Consider the following 15333-nt stretch of genomic DNA (forward strand, 5'->3'; position numbering starts at 1 on the left):
GCATTCGAGCACAAGGTGGCAGCAGGAGTAGTAAGCCATCGGCCAGCGAGCCGGGGAGGGTGCAAGCCCGGCAACGGCGCCCGCCGAGCGCCACGAGGCCCAACTCGCCTGCCTTCCCGCCAGGGAACACCCCGCCGGTGAACTTCACAGCGTAGCCGGCGGCGGGCTGCGCCCGTTATCGCGCACCCAAGCGGCCGGCTACCGCACGGGGCGGACGCGCCCGTCGGCGCGCGGCAGTCGGCAAAAAGGGTGGTACCGCGGAGGTTCACGCCTTCGTCCCTGTGGACGAGGGTGTTTTTTTATATCCTGCGCCCCCCGGCGCAAGCGTTTTCACACCACGGAGGTGCCTATGGCTGCAAAAGGATGGGTCGAAATTGACGAGACACTCTGCAAAGGGTGCGAACTTTGCGTGGTCTATTGCCCGGTCAACGTCCTGGCCCTGGACACCAACCGGCTCACCCCCCACGGCTATCACCCGGCAATTCTGGCCAAAGAGGGATGCACCGGCTGCAACATTTGCGCCGTGGTGTGCCCTGAGGCTGCCATGACCGTCTATCGGGAAGTCAAAGCGCGGGCGCGCGCAGCCACAGCATAGGGAAGGAGGCCACCATGACACGCGAACTGCTCAAAGGGAACGTCGCAATGGCCGAGGCCGCCATCCGGGCCGGCCTGGACGCCTATTTCGGCTACCCCATCACCCCTCAAAGCGAACTGCTGGAGTGGATGTCGAAACGCATGCCCGAAGAAGGCCGCACCTTCCTGCAGGCCGAAAGCGAAGTGGCCGCCATCAACATGGTGTACGGCGCAGCCTGCACCGGCGCGCGGGTCATGACCTCCACCTCGGGCCCTGGCATCAGCCTGATGGCAGAAGGCATCTCCTACATTGCAGGCACCGAAGTGCCGGCGGTCATCGTCGATGTGATGCGCGGCGGCCCCGGCTTAGGCAACATTGCCCCCTCGCAGGGCGACTACCGCCAGGTCATCCACGGCGCGGGGCACGGCGATTTCTTCCCCCTGGTGCTGGCGCCCGCCTCGGTGCAGGAAGCCGTAGACCTCATCGGCGAAGCCTTCGACCTGGCCGAGAAATACCGCACCATCGTGTTCGTGGTAGCCGACGGCAGCATCGGCCAGATGATGGAGCCGGTTTCCCTGCCCGAACCGCGCCCGCGCCGGCGCGAGCGCCCCGACTGGGCCGTCGGCGGGGCCGAAGGCCGGCCTGCACGCCGCCTGACTTCCCTTTACCTCAAACCCGAAGTCGAAGAAGAAGTCAACCTGCGGCTGGTGCAGCGCTGGCGCGAAATGGAAGCCAACGAAATCCGTTACCGGGAATACTACCTCGACGACGCCGAATATGTCGTGCTGGGGTTCGGTACGGCCGGGCGGGTGGCGCTTTCCGCCGTGCGCGCGGCCCGCGCCAGGGGCATCAAAGTCGGGCTTTTCCGCCCGGTCAGCCTGCGCCCCTTCCCTGCCCGCGCCATCCACGACCTCGCCGCGCGCAGCAAGGCCTTCCTGGTGGTGGAAATGAACGGCGGCCAAATGCTCGACGACATCCAGGCCGCCGCGCAGGGGCAGGTGCCCATCCGCTTCTACGGCCGTATGGGCGGCATGGTGCCCTTCCCCGACGAGGTGCTGGCCGAAATCGAGGCCCTGGTGGCCGAACCGCCCACCCCTGCAGAAGACCCGCGCGCCCGCTGGCTGGCGCACATGGTGCAATAGTGGAGGCTCCCCATGACTGTTGCTGCTCCAACTCGCCCCAAAACTAACCTGAAAATGGTTTACCAGCGCCCTGAATCGCTGGTAGACACCCCCACCCATTACTGCCCCGGCTGCACCCACGGCGTCGCCCACCGGCTGGTGGCCGAAGTGCTGGACGAAATGGGGTTGCGCGAGAAAACCATCGGCATCGCGCCGGTGGGTTGTGCCGTGCTGGCTTACGATTATTTCGAATTCGACGGCGTGGAAGCCGCCCACGGGCGCGCCCCCGCGATGGCCACCGGCATCAAGCGGGTGCTGCCCGACCGCATCGTCTTCACCTACCAGGGCGACGGCGACCTCGCTTCCATCGGCATGGGCGAAATCATCCATGCCGCTGCCCGCGGCGAGCGCATCACCGTAATTTTCATCAACAACGCCATCTACGGCATGACCGGCGGGCAAATGGCCCCCACCACCCTCCCCAACCAGATCACCACCTCTTCGCCGGGCGGCCGTGACGTTGCCGTGCAGGGTTTCCCCATTCGCATGGCAGAAATTCTCGCCACGCTCGATGGTGCGGCTTACGTCGTCCGCCGCAGCATGCACGACCCGACCAACATCCGCAAAGCCAAGAAAGCCATCCGCCTGGCTTTCGAGGCGCAGGTGCGCGGCCTGGGGTTCTCGTTAGTAGAACTGCTTTCCACCTGCCCCACCAACTGGAAGATGACCCCAGCCGAAGCCATGAATTGGGTGCGCGACAACATGGTGCCCGCTTACCCGTTGGGCGATTACAAAGTCGCTCCCGAACTGCAAAAACTGCGGGTGTAAAGGAGGTACGCCATGCAAACAGAAATTTTGATCGCCGGTTTTGGCGGCCAGGGCGTGCTCTTTGCCGGGCAAGTGCTGGCCTACGCTGCGATGGACGCAGGCTACGAAGTGACGTGGTTTCCCTCTTACGGCCCCGAAATGCGCGGCGGCACGGCCAACTGCACGGTCATCATCGCCGACGAGGAAATCGGCTCGCCGCTGGTCTCTCACCCCAAAGTGCTGATGGCCCTCAACGCCCCCTCGCTGGACAAGTTCGAGCCGCAGGTGCAGGCCGGCGGGCTGATTATCGCCAACGCCTCGCTGCTCAACCGCGAGGTGGAACGCACCGATGTCGAGGCCATTACCCTCAAAGCCAGCCACATTGCCGAAGACCTGGGCGACCGCCGGTTAGCCAACATGGTGATGCTGGGCGCTTTGATGCCGCGCTTCCCGATGCTGACGATGGAGCAAATCAAGACTGCGCTCAAAGACCACCTTCCTGCCAGCAAGCACCACCTGCTGGAAGCCAACTACCGCGCCCTGGATGCCGGCGCGGCGGTGGCTGAGGCACAGGCAGCGGCATAGGCGCTGTTTCGCTTTTGCACACAAGCACCCCCAGGGCGGTTGCCGGCCCTGGGGGTTTTCTCATTCCCCTGCCAGTTTGGCTATGGTCACACCGTCGCCGCCTTCCTGCGGCAGGCCGGATTCCCAGGCGCGGACGTGGGGGTGGCGTTCCAGCGCGTCGCGCACGGCAGCGCGCAGGCGTCCGGTGCCTTTGCCGTGCACAATCCGCACGAAGGGCAGCCCGGCTAAATAGGCCTGGTCAAGGTACTTGTCCAGCCGCTCCAACGCCTCGTCGGCGGTCAGACCGCGCAAATCCAGTGCCATGCCGGGCGAGGCCACTTCGGGCACCCGCACGCTGCTTTCGCCGACTGCCGCGCCCTGGGGCGGGGGCGGGGCGAGCACCCGCAGGTCGCGAATCGGCGTGCGCACCCGCAGCGCGCCGATGACCACTTCGGCTTCCCCGGCCTCTTCGTCCAGCGCGCTCACCGTGCCCTGGGCGTTGAGGCGTTCCACGTGCACCTTCGCGCCCACGGCAAGGGGCGGGGGCGGCCCGGCCACGGGCGGCGGCTCGGGGGGCGCGGTTTCGGCTTCCAGGGCGGTCAGGCGCTCCTCGACTTCGGTTTCCAGCGCCTCGGCGGCCTGCTGGGCGGTGCGGAGTTCGTTTTGGGCTTCCAGCGCCTCGGCGGGGGGCAGCAGGCGGCGCAGGCGGCGGCGCAGGGTGCGGATTTCTTCCCGCAGGGCTTCCACCTCGGCCTGCGCCTGGCTTTGGGCTTCGGCCAGCACCTGCCGCCGCTCTTTGTCGATTTCCGCCAGACGCCGCGCCAGTTTCGCCCGCAGCGCCTCGGCACGACGGCGGGCTTTTTCGGCGCGGCGGCGTTCTTTGCGCGCCAGCCGCCGCTGCCGGTGGATTTCGTCTAACAGGGCATCGGCTTTCAGGTCGTCGGGGTGGAAGCCTGCGCGGGCCGCGGCGATGATTTCCTCGGAAAGCCCCAGCCGTTGGGCGATTTCCAGCGCGTTGGAACGCCCCGGCAGGCCGACCACCAGGCGGTAGGTGGGGCGCAGGGTGTGGGCATCGAAGGCCATGCTGGCGTTGGCAACGCCGGGGGTGGCGTGGGCGTAAAGTTTGAGTTCGGGGTAGTGGGTGGCAACCAGGGTGGTCACGCCGCGGCGCACCAGGTGGTCGAGGATGGCACGCGCTAACGCCGCACCTTCCTGGGGGTCGGTGCCCGCGCCGAGTTCGTCCAGGAGCACCAGGTCGCGGGAATCCGCCCGCTTGAGGATACGCACGATGTTGCGCATGTGCCCCGAAAAGGTGGAAAGGGACTGCTCGATGGACTGCTCGTCGCCGATGTCGGCGAAGATGTTGGCAAACACGCTCAGGGCGCTGCCTTCTTCGGCGGGAATGTGGAAACCGGCCTGCGCCATCAGCGCCAGCAGCCCGGCGGTTTTCAGGGTCACGGTCTTGCCGCCGGTGTTGGGGCCGGTGATGACTAAGGCGAAGATGTCTTCGTCCAGCACCAGGTCAATGGGCACCGCCGTTTCGAGGGGCAGCAGGGGATGGCGCGCCCCTAACAGTCGCAGGGTGACGCCGGGGTGGGTGGGGGCGGTGGTTTCCGGCGTTGCCCTCACCTTTCCCCCTTGCCCTTCGCCCTGCTGCGGGCTTTCCCCCTTTCCTCTCCCAGAGGGCGAGGCAAGGGGGCGGGGCCTGAAGGGCACCAACCGCGGGGCGGTGGCTTCCATTTGCTCGGCGAGGGCGGCTTTGCCGAAAATGACGTCCAGCCGGGCTAAGGTTTCCACGGCCTGCAGCAGGGTGTCGGCGTGGATGGCGACTTCCTGCGAAAGGGCAGCCAGCAGGCGGCGGATTTCCTGCTCGGCGGCGCGTTCCAGTTCCCGCAGGTGATTGTTGATTTCCACGATGGGCAGCGGCTCGACGAACAGGGTCGCGCCCGAAGCCGAGCGGTCGTGGACGATGCCCTTCAGGCGGCCTTTGAATTCGGCTTTCAGGGGGAGCACATAGCGCCCGCCGCGCTGGGTAACGATGGGCTCCTGCAGCATGGGCACAATGGCCGGGTCGCGCACCATGCGTTCCAGGCGGCGGGTAAGGCGCTGGCGGGCTAAGGTCATGTCGGCGCGCAGGCGGGCGAGGGTCGGCGAGGCGCTGTCGGGGATTTCGCCTTCGTCGGTGAGGGTGCGGGCGATAGCGTCAATCAGGCCGATGGGCGGGGGCAGCAGGGCGGCGATGTCGGCCAGGCGGGGGGCTTCGGTTTGCAGGCGCAGCAGGTCGCGGCGCAGGTCGCGGCTGCGGGCGAGGGTGGCCTTGATTTCCAGCAGGGCTTCGGGGGCCAGGGTGATGCCGCGGCGGGCGGCTTCCACATGCGGGCGGATGTCGCGCACGCCCCGCAGGCCAATGCCGGGGTGGGAAGCCAGCAGGGCGCGGGCTTCGGTGGTTTCAGCCTGCAGGGAGCGGGCTTTCCGCAGGCTGGAAGCTGGCTTCAGCGCCAGGGCGCGCTCGCGCCCGGCGGCAAAGGCGGTGTGCTGTGCCAGCCGTTCCAGAATTTTGGGGAATTCAAGGACTTCCAGGGTCTTGACGTCCATTTCAGCACCGAAAAAATGCCCCCGCGTGAGCGGGGGGAGGGGAAATCTACAGGGATTTCACAGATTTGCACCGACGGGGCGGAATAAACCGCTGATTTCGCAGGTTTCGCAGAAAAACTTGACACGGGAACACTTGACACTGAAGCACACGACTCGTCTGCGTCAATCTGTGTAATCTGCGGTTATTTTAGTACGCCCGCGCGAAGTAGAGTTTGTGCTTCGCGGGTTTGCCGCAGTAGATGCACTTCTGCCCTTCGGCGCTTTCGCCTTCCAGCGGAATGCAGCGGGTGGTGGCTTTGGTTTCGGCCTTGATGTGGGCTTCGCATTCGGGGTCGCCGCACCACGGGGCGTAAGCCCAGCCATTCTGCACCACCTCTTTGAACTCCTCGTAGTCCTTCGGCTCGTGGGTGTGGGCTTTGCGGAAGGCCAACGCCCGCTCGTAGAGGCTGTTGTGGATGTCATCGAGCAGTTGGGCGATGGTCTCGGCCAGGCCCTCCTGGGGCACGAAGGTCTTGCCTTCGCGGCCGGGCTTGTCGCGGCGGGCCAGGGCCACGGTGCCCTTGGCGAGGTCGCGGGGGCCGATTTCCACCCGCACGGGCACGCCGCGCAGTTCCCAGTCGTTGAATTTGTAGCCGGGGGTGAGGTTGTCGCGGTCGTCGAGTTTGACGCGGAAGCGGGAAGCCAACTCGCGGCGGATGCGGTCGGCGGCTTCCAGCACTTCGGCGCGCTGGGCGTCGCTCTTGTAAATGGGCACGATGACCACCTGAATGGGGGCTAAGCGCGGCGGCAGCACCAGCCCCTTGTCGTCGCCGTGGGTCATGATGATCGCGCCGATGAAGCGGGTGGAAAGCCCCCACGAGGTGGTCCAGACGTATTGCAGTTCGTTGTTCTTGTCCAGATACTGGATGTTGAAGGCTTTGGCGAAGTTCTGGCCGAGGAAGTGGGAAGTGCCCGCCTGGAGGGCTTTGGTGTCGCCCATCATGGCCTCGATGGTGTAGGAACGCACCGCACCGGCAAACTTTTCGCTTTCGGTCTTCACGCCGGGGACGACGGGCACCGCGGCTTCGTTGATGGCGAAGTCGGTGTAGACATCCAACATGCGGCGGGTTTCCTCTTCCGCCTCTTCGGCGGTGGCGTGGGCGGTGTGGCCTTCCTGCCAGTAGAATTCCAGCGTGCGCAGGAAGAGTTTGGTGCGCAGTTCCCAGCGCACGACGTTGCCCCACTGGTTGATGAGCACCGGCAGGTCGCGCCACGATTTGATCCACTTGGCGTACATGTAGCCGATGATGGTTTCGGAGGTCGGGCGCACGGCCAAAGGCTCGGCCAGTGCTTCGCCGCCGCCGTGGGTCACGACCGCCAGTTCAGGCGAGAAGCCTTCCACATGCTCTTTTTCTTTTTCAAAGAACGACATGGGAATGAGCAGCGGGAAGGCGGCGTTGACGTGGCCGGTTTCCTTGAAGCGCTTGTCCAAGGCGTCTTTGATGTTTTCCCACAGCGCCCAGCCGTAGGGGCGCACGACCATGCAGCCGCGTACGGGGGCGTAGTCGGCGAGTTCGGCTTTCAGCACCAGTTGGTTGTACCATTCAGCGAAGTTTTCGCTTCGGGAAGGCAAGGTGTTGCTCATGAGTCCATCCTTGGAAGAAGGGTTGGGCGTAATTGTACCAAAACGTAAGGTAGTCGGTTAGTCACCTGGTCGGTTGGTCGCATCCTGCAACTTGCATCCTGCATCCTGCAACTTGCATCTCGCTTCATTTGGAAACCGGCAAGGCGGCGGTGAGGGCGGCCACCGCGGCTTCGCCGTTGGGGGCGTAGTGCAGCAGCTCGCGGGCGGCGTCGGTGATGTAGCGCCCCTGGGCTTGCAGCAGGGTTTCAAAGGTTTGCTGCCAGCCGCGGCCCACGAGGATGAGGGGCTGGGGCGGCAGGGCGTGGATGACGCGCAGGTTCCACGCGAGGCTGATTTCCAGCAGGGTGCCCACGCCGCCGGGCAGGGCAATGGCCGCGTCGGCTTCGGTGGTAAGGATGCGCAGGCGGTCAATCAGGGTTTCGGTGGGCACCACTTTTTGCACCCAAGGGTTGGCGTCGAGGGGGCGGTAGCGCTCAATTTCGGCGCAGGTCACGCCGATGGTGTGCCCGCCGCCGTCCACTGCGCCGCGGGAAACCGCTTCCATGGTGCCCGCGTAGCCGCCGGTCATCACGGTGTAGCCCGCCTGTCCCAGCAGGTAGCCTAAGCGGTAGGCGGCTTCGTAGTCGGGTTCGCCTTCTTTGGGCGATGCGCTGCCAAAAACGGTGATGGTGGGCATGTTCGCTTACCTCGCTGGTGGGAGTATCTCTCCCTTCCCCCTGCCGCTCCTTCGACTTCGGGCTTCGCCCTTCGCTCAGGAAGCGGCTTCCCCCTTCCCTCCCTTAGTAAGGGAGGGAAGGGGGTGTCCGAAAAGCGCATTTTGCGCTTTTCGGACGGGGGTTAGGAGAGATTTTGTTTCGTGGCGTTGGGTAGGTGAAGACACTGCCGTCGCCTACCCGCGCAGAAGCGCGTTGAGCGGAGATGGCGGAGCCATCGCAGTCGAAACGCGCGGTGCGCAGCGCTGCGCGCTCAAGTGTCCTTCGACTTCAGTCCTCGCTAACGCTCGGACTTCCGCTCAGGACGCTTTGCCAACGTTCGGGTTACATCCGCTCCGGCGCTTCGATGGCTAACAGGCGCAGGGCGGCGGCAAGGGCGTATTTCGCCGCGGCGACCAGCCGCAGGCGGAAGGCGACCACATCTTCCCCTTCGGCGTTCAGCACCGGGCACTGGTTGTAGAAGTCGTTGAAGGCGCGGGCGATTTCGTAGGCCTGGTTGGCAATGTGCAGGGGCTTGAAATCTTCCGCCGCGCGGCGCACGGCTTCGGGCAGTTGCGCCAGCTGCGAGATGAGTTCCACCTCGGCGGGGTGGAGGGTGTGCGCGGGGGCGAGGGCGTCCGCGGGGGCTTCCCCGGCCTTGCGCAGGATGCTGTTGGCGCGCACGTGGGCGTATTGAATGTAGGGCGCGGCCACGCCGTTGAAGTCCAAAGCGCGTTCCCAGTCGAAGGTCACGATTTTGGTGTTTTCGCGCGCCAGCATGGTGTATTTGATGGCGCCCATGCCCACCGCGGCGGCCACCGCGTCTTTGGTGGCGTCGTCTAAGGCGGGGTTCTTCTCTTCCACCACCGCGCGGGCGCGGGCCGCGGCTTCCCGCATCAGGTCTTCCAGCAGCACCACCGTGCCTTCCCGCGACGACATGGTGACGTTCCCCGGCAGGTTGACCACCTCGTAGGCTAAGTGGTAGAGTTTGTCAGCCCACGGGTAGCCCATCACTTCCAGGGTTTTGAAAATTTGCTGCATGTAGAGGGACTGGCGGACATCAATGACGTAGATGCTGCGCGCCAGGTCGGGGTATTCCCGGAATTTGAGGATCGCGAGGGGCAGGTCTTTGGTGGCGTAAAGCGAGGTGCCGTCGGAACGCAGCACGACATAGGAGCGGTAGGTTTCCTTTTTCAGGCCGAGGAGTTCGTCGAGATGCACCACCACTGGGCCGTCGGGGCGCTCGTCGGTGGCGATGCCTTTGGCAATCATTTCCTCGACGAGTTCCTTGCCGGGGTCTTCCACCTCGCTTTCAAAATACACGCGGTCAAAGTGCACGCCTAAGCGCTTGTATACCTCATCGAAGCCTTCCAGCGACCACTGGCGGGTTTTCTCCCACAGGGCGACGATTTCGGGGTCGCGGGCATCCCAGCGGGCGAAGAGGGCGCGCACCTCGGCTTCCAGGTCGGGGTTGGCGTCTAAGCGCTTGACGGCCTCGGCGTAGAGGTCGCCCATCCAGCGGATTTTGCCTTCCGCGGGCGGCTCTTCGCCGTGGTGGTAGTTGATGTAGTTCCACAGCCACTTGATGACGTGCAGGCCGATGTCGCCGATGTAGTTGGCGCGCACCACGTCGTAGCCCGCGGCTTCCAGAATGCGGCACACCGACTCGCCCAAAATCACATTGCGCAGGTGCCCGACGTGAAAAGCCTTGTGGGTGTTGGGCTGGGAATATTCCACCAGCACCCGCTGCCCGCGGGCGGGCAGGCTGCCGAAGCGCTGCTTTTGCCGGAAGGCAGCGGCGAGGACATGGTGGGCGTAAGCCGCGGGGTCGAAATACAGGTTGAGGTAGCCGCGCACGGCTTCCACTTTTTGGAAGCCCTCCGGGGTGCCCAGGGCCTCGGCCACCAGCTCGGCGATTTGCTGCGCCCGCTGGGGCACTTTCACGCCCTGGGGGGCTTTGCCGGCGCGGGCTTCCTGCGCGGCCACGCGGAAGAAGTTGGTTGCCACGCCCCACGTGCCCGAAAAGGGAATCGGCGACCAGTCGAGGCTTTCGGGGGCGGGGATGTCGTGCTCGGCGAGGATGGAGCGGATTTGGGTGGCGATTTGGTGAAGTTCGTGTTCGAACATGAGCAGCCCTGGAAAAGTTAGGAATTGCGTGTTGCGAATTGCGAATGAGGAATTGCGTGTTGCGGAGAGGCTCAGGAGCGTTTCCTAATTCCTGATTCGCCATTCGCAATTAAAAGAAAGCGGAAGCCATGTAGCAAGCACGGCTCCCGCGACGGTACAAAGGCTTGGCGCGCGCTATGCGCTTTCGCCCTGCGCGGCCTGCGCTTCCAGCGCGTGAAGCCGTTTCATCAGGCGGCTCTTGCGGCGCGCGACGTTGTTCTTGTGCAGAATGCCTTTTTCGGCGGCTTTGTCTAAGGCTTTGATGGCCTGATAGACGTAAGCACGCGCGGCTTCCACGTCGCCGGCTTCCATCGCTTTGAGGGCTTTCTTGCTAAAGGTGCGCGCCCGGCCGCGGAACCAGCGGTTACGCAGGCGGCGCTTTTCGTTCTGGCGCATGCGCTTGGCAGCAGACTTGATGTTCGGCAAGGTCTTCCTCCCAGAAGTGATTTTTGGGCAGCAGTTTTCTTGAGGGTGTTTGAGGGTTGTTTACAGTCGCGGCGAAAGGCGAACTGCAAGGCTCAATTTTACTTCACTTTCCGGGCAGGGGCAAGAAAAACTGTGGCGTCGGGGATGTTTTCCCGCGGGCACAAGGGGGCTGAGCGGGGAAGCCCCCACTCAGCCCTGTTTTAGAGACTTCAGGGTGTGGTGTAGACGATGGTGAGCACGGCGTCGTTGAGGAAATAGCGATGGGTGCCACTGTTGTTCTGGAACTGATACCTGAATTGCACGCGTGTCTGGCCGATGCGGCTTTGCACGGCATTCAGCAGCCCGGAACTCGAGAAGGGGCCGGTAGGTTTGCTGCTGTAGGTGTAAATTGCACCTGTGGGGAAGCCAGGCACGAAATCGGCGGCATCCAGCACGCCATATTCATCGTGGTAGATCCGCATCCAGCCCAAAATGCCAAAGACGTCACCTTCCAGCGTGGCGTTGCTGAGGTCGAGGCTGGCCGAGACGACGTGCGCCCCTGCAGGGATGGACGAAATGTCGAAACTGAGGAACGCATCCATGCGATGGCCATTATACGAGCCTGCCCAGGGCTTGATTCCCACACCACCGTCATCAGCCACGTGGCCGTCTTCGGCAGAAATGGTGTGCAGCGTCACGGTGACGTTGGCTGGGGGGGCGGGCGTCGGCGTCGCGGTGGGCGTGGGGGAAGCCTCGACGACCTTGATGTCTACCCAGAAGGGGTTGCCGGTGGTGAGGCCAAAGACGATGCCCTTGTCGGAGCGCAGACGCCAGTAGCCGCGGTATGCCCCCGCGGTGGCGGGAGCGATCAAATTGACTGAAATGTCGACTTCTTGCCCTGGGGCAACGGTGCCGCTCACCGGCACGACCGACGGGCCGCCCATCGCGTCGCCGTGGTCGAAGACCAGCGCGTAGTTTTGCCAGGTGCAGGTGCCGACGTTTTGAAGCCTCCAGGTTTTGGTGAAATGCTGGTTGGGGAGGAATGTCGTGCCATCAGGGATGGTCACATCCTTCACAAAGTGGGCCAGATTACAAGGCCTGGGGGTTGGCGTCGGAGGGGCCACCGAAGGCGATGGCGTTGGCGTCAACGTTGGCGCGAGCGAAGCCGTGAGCGTAGGCGAAGCCGCGGGGAGAGGCGTTCCAGGCAAGGCCGTAGGCTGCCCCAAAGCAGCCTGGGTCTGTTGGGCTAAAACAGCCTGCACCGTCTGTGCAGCCGCTGTTTGGGCGGCCGAAAGGGAAGGCGTATTCCCCTGCGTTGGCAAACTGCATGCGAAAACGGCCAAAAGCATTACCGAAAGAACACCCCACATCAATTTCCTGTTCACTTTATTTTCCTCCTGAAGGCGTGCAGGGAAAAGGCGCGTCCCTATAACAACGAATAGCAAACCATTTATATCACTATACCACAACTTCAAGTCGAACATCCCGAAAACATGGTAAACTACCGCTCACCCCCTTTTTTCAAGGAGCAGGCACGCCCGATGAACGCCGGATATTTGTATGCCCTGCTGGCCTATTTGTTGTGGGGGCTTTTCCCTATTTACTGGCAACCGCTGGAAGCCATCCCAGCCACGCAGCTCATCGGCCACCGCATCGTGTGGTCGTTCATCTTCATGGTGGCTTTTTTGGCCGCCATCAAGCAAACGCGCCGCCTGCGCGGCCTGCTCACCGACCGACGGGTGGTGATGACCTATGGCTTCGCGGGGGCCTTGCTGGCAGGAAACTGGCTAACCTACGTTTGGGGCGTGACCCACGGCCACATTGTGGAAGCCAGTTTGGGTTATTTCATCAACCCTCTGCTCAGCGTGCTGCTGGGGCTGGTCGTGCTCAAGGAACACCTGTGGCCCTGGCAATGGGTCGCGATTGGACTGGCAACCCTCGGCGTGGCTTACCTCACCTGGACTTATGGCCGCCTGCCCTGGATTGCGCTGGCTCTGGCCATTACCTTCAGCCTCTACGGTCTGGTGACCAAAACAGCCCCCCTGGATGCCATCGACGGCCTTACTTTGGAAACCGGGCTGCTCTTTCTGCCTGCATTGGCCTTTTTACTGTGGTGCGAAGTCCAGGGTCAGGGCGCCTTCGGTCACGCCGGCGCGCTCGCCAACATCATGATGGTGGGTGCTGGCGCGGTTACGGCCATTCCCCTACTGTTCTTTGGCGCAGCAGCGCGGCGAGTGCCGCTCAGCGTGCTGGGCATTTTGCAATACCTCGCCCCCACGCTGCAATTTCTGCTCGGCGTGTTGGCCTATCATGAGCCTTTTACCCGTTCCCACCTCATCGGTTATAGCCTGGTATGGGTGGCGCTGGTGATCTTCTGGGTTGAAGGCGGGTTGCGCCACCGCAAATCGCTGCAACCTTTGCCAGAAGCATAGCAACACTTTCCCTCGCTCAGTGTGTTGTATAGCAATGAGCCACGCACGGCTCCATATTTGCCATTCTCTTCCCCGGAGTGTGCCATGACCACTTACACCCCCACCTACGCCCGAAGAACTGTTCTCGTACCGACGTTGTCACGCGCTGGCAACGCCGCCTTGATCATCGCCGCCAGCCTGTTCATCGCAGTGATGGCGCATGTGCGCCTGCCGCTGCCTTTCACCCCCGTGCCCCTCACCGGCCAGACTTTCGCGGTGCTGCTGGTGGGTGCCGCGTTGGGAAACCGCCGCGGTGCGGTTGCCGTGCTGGCTTACCTCGCTGAAGGTGCGGCCGGCCTGCCGGTGTTTGCCGGCGGTGCAGGGCTGGCCTATCTGCTGGGCCCCACCGGCGGCTATCTGCTCGGCTTCGTCGCGGCGGCCTTCCTCACCGGCTGGCTTGCCGAGCGCGGCGGCGACCGCCGCGTTGCCACCGCATGGGTTGGCTTCCTGCTGGGCGAAGTGGCCATCTATGCCGTCGGCGTGCCGTGGCTGGCGCGCTTCGTCGGCTTCCCGCAGGCCGTGGCGATGGGGCTGCTGCCTTTCATCGTGGGCGACACCGTGAAAGCGTTTGCCGCCGGGCTGCTGCTGCCCGCGGCGTGGCGGCTGGTCGGTGAGTAGGTTATGGATACCCAAGCCCTCGAATCTCGCTACACCTCCGGCCTGTACACCAAACGCCCGCTGACCATCGTGCGCGGCCAGGGGGCGCTGGTATGGGACGACCAGGGGCGCGCTTACATCGACTGCGTGGCCGGGCACGGCGTGGCCAACATCGGCCACAGCCACCCCAAAGTGGTGGAAGCCTTGCGTGCCCAGGCCGAGCGCATCATCACCTGCCCCGAAATGTTCTACAACGACACCCGCGCCCGCCTGCTGGAACGCTTAGGCAACCTGGTGCCAGGCATGGAGCGGGTCTTCCTGTGCAATTCAGGCACCGAAGCCGTGGAAGCCGCCATTAAGTTCGCCCGCTTCAGCACCGGCAGGGCGGGCATCGTGGCCGCGATGCGCGGCTTCCACGGGCGTACCCTCGGTTCGCTTTCCGCCACCTGGAACAAAAAATACCGCGCGCCGTTCCAGCCGCTGGTGCCGGAGTTCAGCCACATTCCCTACAACAAGCCTGCCGCCCTGCGGGAAGCCGTGACCGAAAACACCGCCGCCGTGCTGCTGGAAGCCGTGCAGGGGGAAGGCGGCATCCACCCCGCCACGCCCGAATTTTTGCAAACCGCGCAGGAAATCTGCCGCGAGCGCGGCGCGCTGCTCATCATCGACGAAATCCAGAGCGGCATGGGGCGCACGGGCAAGATGTTTGCCTTCCAGCATAGTGGCGTGCAGCCCGATCTGGTGACGCTGGCCAAGGGCATCGCCGGAGGGGTGCCGATGGGCGCGGTGCTGATTGGCGAGCGCGTCGCCCCGCTGAAACCGGGCATCCACGGCACCACTTTTGGCGGCAACCCCCTCGCCGCGGCGGCTTCCTTAGCCACGCTGGACGTGCTGGAAGGGGAAAACCTGCCCCAGCGGGCAGCCGAAACCGGGGCTTATTTCCTGGAACGCCTGCGCAGCATCCAAAACCCCCTGATTCGTGAGGTGCGCGGCGCGGGGCTGATGATCGGCGTGGAACTGAAGCAGAAAGTGGCACCCGTCATTCAGGGCCTGATGGCACACGGTGTGCTGGCGCTGCCCGCGGGCATGACGGTGGTGCGCTTCCTGCCGCCGCTGGTCATCACCACGGCGCAAATCGATACCGTCGTGGCGGCCTTCAAAGCCACGTTGGAGGATGTCGCTGGCTGAGTTTCCTTCGCAGCCCCCCCTTGCCTCTCGGGGATGCCCGCCGCCTACGCGGCAAGCCCCGAGAGGCTTTTTTGCTTCTTTCCCGGTTTCATAACGAAGGCCTTGCGGGGCCAGCACCCTTGAAACACCGAAAACGCATGGGAGCAAGAAGCATTAGCGACCAGCGAAATGGATGAAGCATATCATCCTCAGGACAAAGTGTGTGACAAGGTTTATCTGAAAACATCCTCCTGGGGAAACATCGCGAACGGGAACAGCGCCCCCGTTACAGGAGCGCGGCAATCTCCGCATTGCGTATTGCAGATTGATTGCAGTTGATTGCAATTGTATTGCAAAACAGCCTAAATCTGTTATGAAAATGTAACGGATATTCTTTAAACAAGCCTTATAATTACCCGCCGGATTAGCAAAGATCTTTGAAACGGATCAAAATACAGGCGGATGTTCCCTATTAGATTAGGGGGAATGCCGGAGGAATTAAGCTCATAGTTAAGCTCATAGTTAAATATCGCCTCACCCACCCATTATA

At 63.6% G+C, this 15333-nt stretch carries 13 protein-coding genes; 7 read left to right on the forward strand and 6 right to left on the reverse strand.

Annotated features, from left to right (window positions below; all coding sequences use genetic code 11):
- Nucleotides 1-349 precede the first annotated feature (349 nt).
- The 4 genes from ENJ54_10755 to ENJ54_10770 are packed head-to-tail and all read left to right on the forward strand — an operon-like array spanning nucleotide 350 to nucleotide 3087.
- On the forward strand, nucleotides 350-595 hold the full coding sequence (locus tag ENJ54_10755) for a 4Fe-4S dicluster domain-containing protein (GenBank protein ID HFC10311.1): 246 nt from the start codon (nucleotides 350-352) through the stop codon (nucleotides 593-595).
- Between the two features lie 14 nt (nucleotides 596-609).
- The gene (gene vorB, locus ENJ54_10760) at nucleotides 610-1716 is read left to right on the forward strand and encodes a 3-methyl-2-oxobutanoate dehydrogenase subunit VorB (GenBank protein HFC10312.1); all 1107 of its coding nucleotides are present in this window, start codon (nucleotides 610-612) and stop codon (nucleotides 1714-1716) included.
- A gap of 12 nt (nucleotides 1717-1728) precedes the next feature.
- The gene (locus ENJ54_10765) at nucleotides 1729-2523 is read left to right on the forward strand and encodes a 2-oxoglutarate oxidoreductase (GenBank protein HFC10313.1); all 795 of its coding nucleotides are present in this window, start codon (nucleotides 1729-1731) and stop codon (nucleotides 2521-2523) included.
- Nucleotides 2524-2535: 12 nt separating this feature from the next.
- The gene (locus ENJ54_10770; GenBank protein HFC10314.1) at nucleotides 2536-3087 is read left to right on the forward strand and encodes a 2-oxoacid:ferredoxin oxidoreductase subunit gamma; all 552 of its coding nucleotides are present in this window, start codon (nucleotides 2536-2538) and stop codon (nucleotides 3085-3087) included.
- A 60-nt stretch (nucleotides 3088-3147) separates the two neighbouring features.
- On the opposite strand, the gene ENJ54_10775 is transcribed toward ENJ54_10770, so the two are convergent.
- The 6 genes from ENJ54_10775 to ENJ54_10800 form a co-directional block, all read right to left on the reverse strand.
- Entirely contained in the window at nucleotides 3148-5661 is a 2514-nt protein-coding gene (locus tag ENJ54_10775) for an endonuclease MutS2 (protein ID HFC10315.1), read from the reverse strand.
- A gap of 187 nt (nucleotides 5662-5848) precedes the next feature.
- Nucleotides 5849-7285 (reverse strand): proline--tRNA ligase, encoded by a 1437-nt coding sequence (locus ENJ54_10780; GenBank protein HFC10316.1) that lies wholly within the window; start codon nucleotides 7283-7285, stop codon nucleotides 5849-5851.
- A gap of 124 nt (nucleotides 7286-7409) precedes the next feature.
- Nucleotides 7410-7961: an LOG family protein gene (locus ENJ54_10785; GenBank protein ID HFC10317.1), complete on the reverse strand. Its 552-nt coding sequence runs from the start codon at nucleotides 7959-7961 to the stop codon at nucleotides 7410-7412.
- A 361-nt stretch (nucleotides 7962-8322) separates the two neighbouring features.
- Nucleotides 8323-10104, reverse strand: a complete 1782-nt coding sequence (gene argS, locus ENJ54_10790) for an arginine--tRNA ligase (GenBank protein ID HFC10318.1) — start codon at nucleotides 10102-10104, stop codon at nucleotides 8323-8325.
- Between the two features lie 174 nt (nucleotides 10105-10278).
- A complete protein-coding gene (locus ENJ54_10795; GenBank protein ID HFC10319.1) occupies nucleotides 10279-10569 on the reverse strand; it encodes a 30S ribosomal protein S20 in 291 nt (96 codons plus the stop codon).
- 209 nt (nucleotides 10570-10778) lie between these two features.
- Nucleotides 10779-11933 (reverse strand): hypothetical protein, encoded by a 1155-nt coding sequence (locus tag ENJ54_10800; GenBank protein HFC10320.1) that lies wholly within the window; start codon nucleotides 11931-11933, stop codon nucleotides 10779-10781.
- Between the two features lie 156 nt (nucleotides 11934-12089).
- On the opposite strand from ENJ54_10800, the gene rarD reads away from it, so the two are divergent.
- The 3 genes from rarD to ENJ54_10815 all read left to right on the forward strand — a co-directional run bounded on the left by rarD (nucleotide 12090) and on the right by ENJ54_10815 (nucleotide 14804).
- A complete protein-coding gene (rarD, locus tag ENJ54_10805) occupies nucleotides 12090-12980 on the forward strand; it encodes an EamA family transporter RarD (GenBank protein HFC10321.1) in 891 nt (296 codons plus the stop codon).
- Between the two features lie 84 nt (nucleotides 12981-13064).
- Entirely contained in the window at nucleotides 13065-13637 is a 573-nt protein-coding gene (locus tag ENJ54_10810; protein HFC10322.1) for a biotin transporter BioY, read from the forward strand.
- Between the two features lie 3 nt (nucleotides 13638-13640).
- Complete coding sequence (locus ENJ54_10815; protein HFC10323.1) at nucleotides 13641-14804, forward strand: aspartate aminotransferase family protein; 1164 nt, start codon at nucleotides 13641-13643, stop codon at nucleotides 14802-14804.
- The last annotated feature ends 529 nt before the right edge of the window (nucleotides 14805-15333 follow it).

The sequence above is a fragment of the Chloroflexota bacterium genome (genome assembly GCA_011322445.1).
GTDB lineage: Bacteria > Chloroflexota > Anaerolineae > Anaerolineales > DRMV01 > DRMV01.

Bases quoted from the DNA above. Each gene is read 5' to 3' on its own strand.
- ENJ54_10815 (HFC10323.1), top strand. From the start codon at position 13,641: ATGGATACCCAAGCCCTCGAATCTCGCTACACCTCCGGCCTGTACACC.
- ENJ54_10785 (HFC10317.1), bottom strand. From the start codon at position 7,961: ATGCCCACCATCACCGTTTTTGGCAGCGCATCGCCCAAAGAAGGCGAA.
- ENJ54_10755 (HFC10311.1), top strand. From the start codon at position 350: ATGGCTGCAAAAGGATGGGTCGAAATTGACGAGACACTCTGCAAAGGG.
- ENJ54_10810 (HFC10322.1), top strand. From the start codon at position 13,065: ATGACCACTTACACCCCCACCTACGCCCGAAGAACTGTTCTCGTACCG.
- argS (HFC10318.1), bottom strand. From the start codon at position 10,104: ATGTTCGAACACGAACTTCACCAAATCGCCACCCAAATCCGCTCCATC.
- ENJ54_10780 (HFC10316.1), bottom strand. From the start codon at position 7,285: ATGAGCAACACCTTGCCTTCCCGAAGCGAAAACTTCGCTGAATGGTAC.
- ENJ54_10770 (HFC10314.1), top strand. From the start codon at position 2,536: ATGCAAACAGAAATTTTGATCGCCGGTTTTGGCGGCCAGGGCGTGCTC.
- vorB (HFC10312.1), top strand. From the start codon at position 610: ATGACACGCGAACTGCTCAAAGGGAACGTCGCAATGGCCGAGGCCGCC.
- ENJ54_10765 (HFC10313.1), top strand. From the start codon at position 1,729: ATGACTGTTGCTGCTCCAACTCGCCCCAAAACTAACCTGAAAATGGTT.
- ENJ54_10775 (HFC10315.1), bottom strand. From the start codon at position 5,661: ATGGACGTCAAGACCCTGGAAGTCCTTGAATTCCCCAAAATTCTGGAA.
- rarD (HFC10321.1), top strand. From the start codon at position 12,090: ATGAACGCCGGATATTTGTATGCCCTGCTGGCCTATTTGTTGTGGGGG.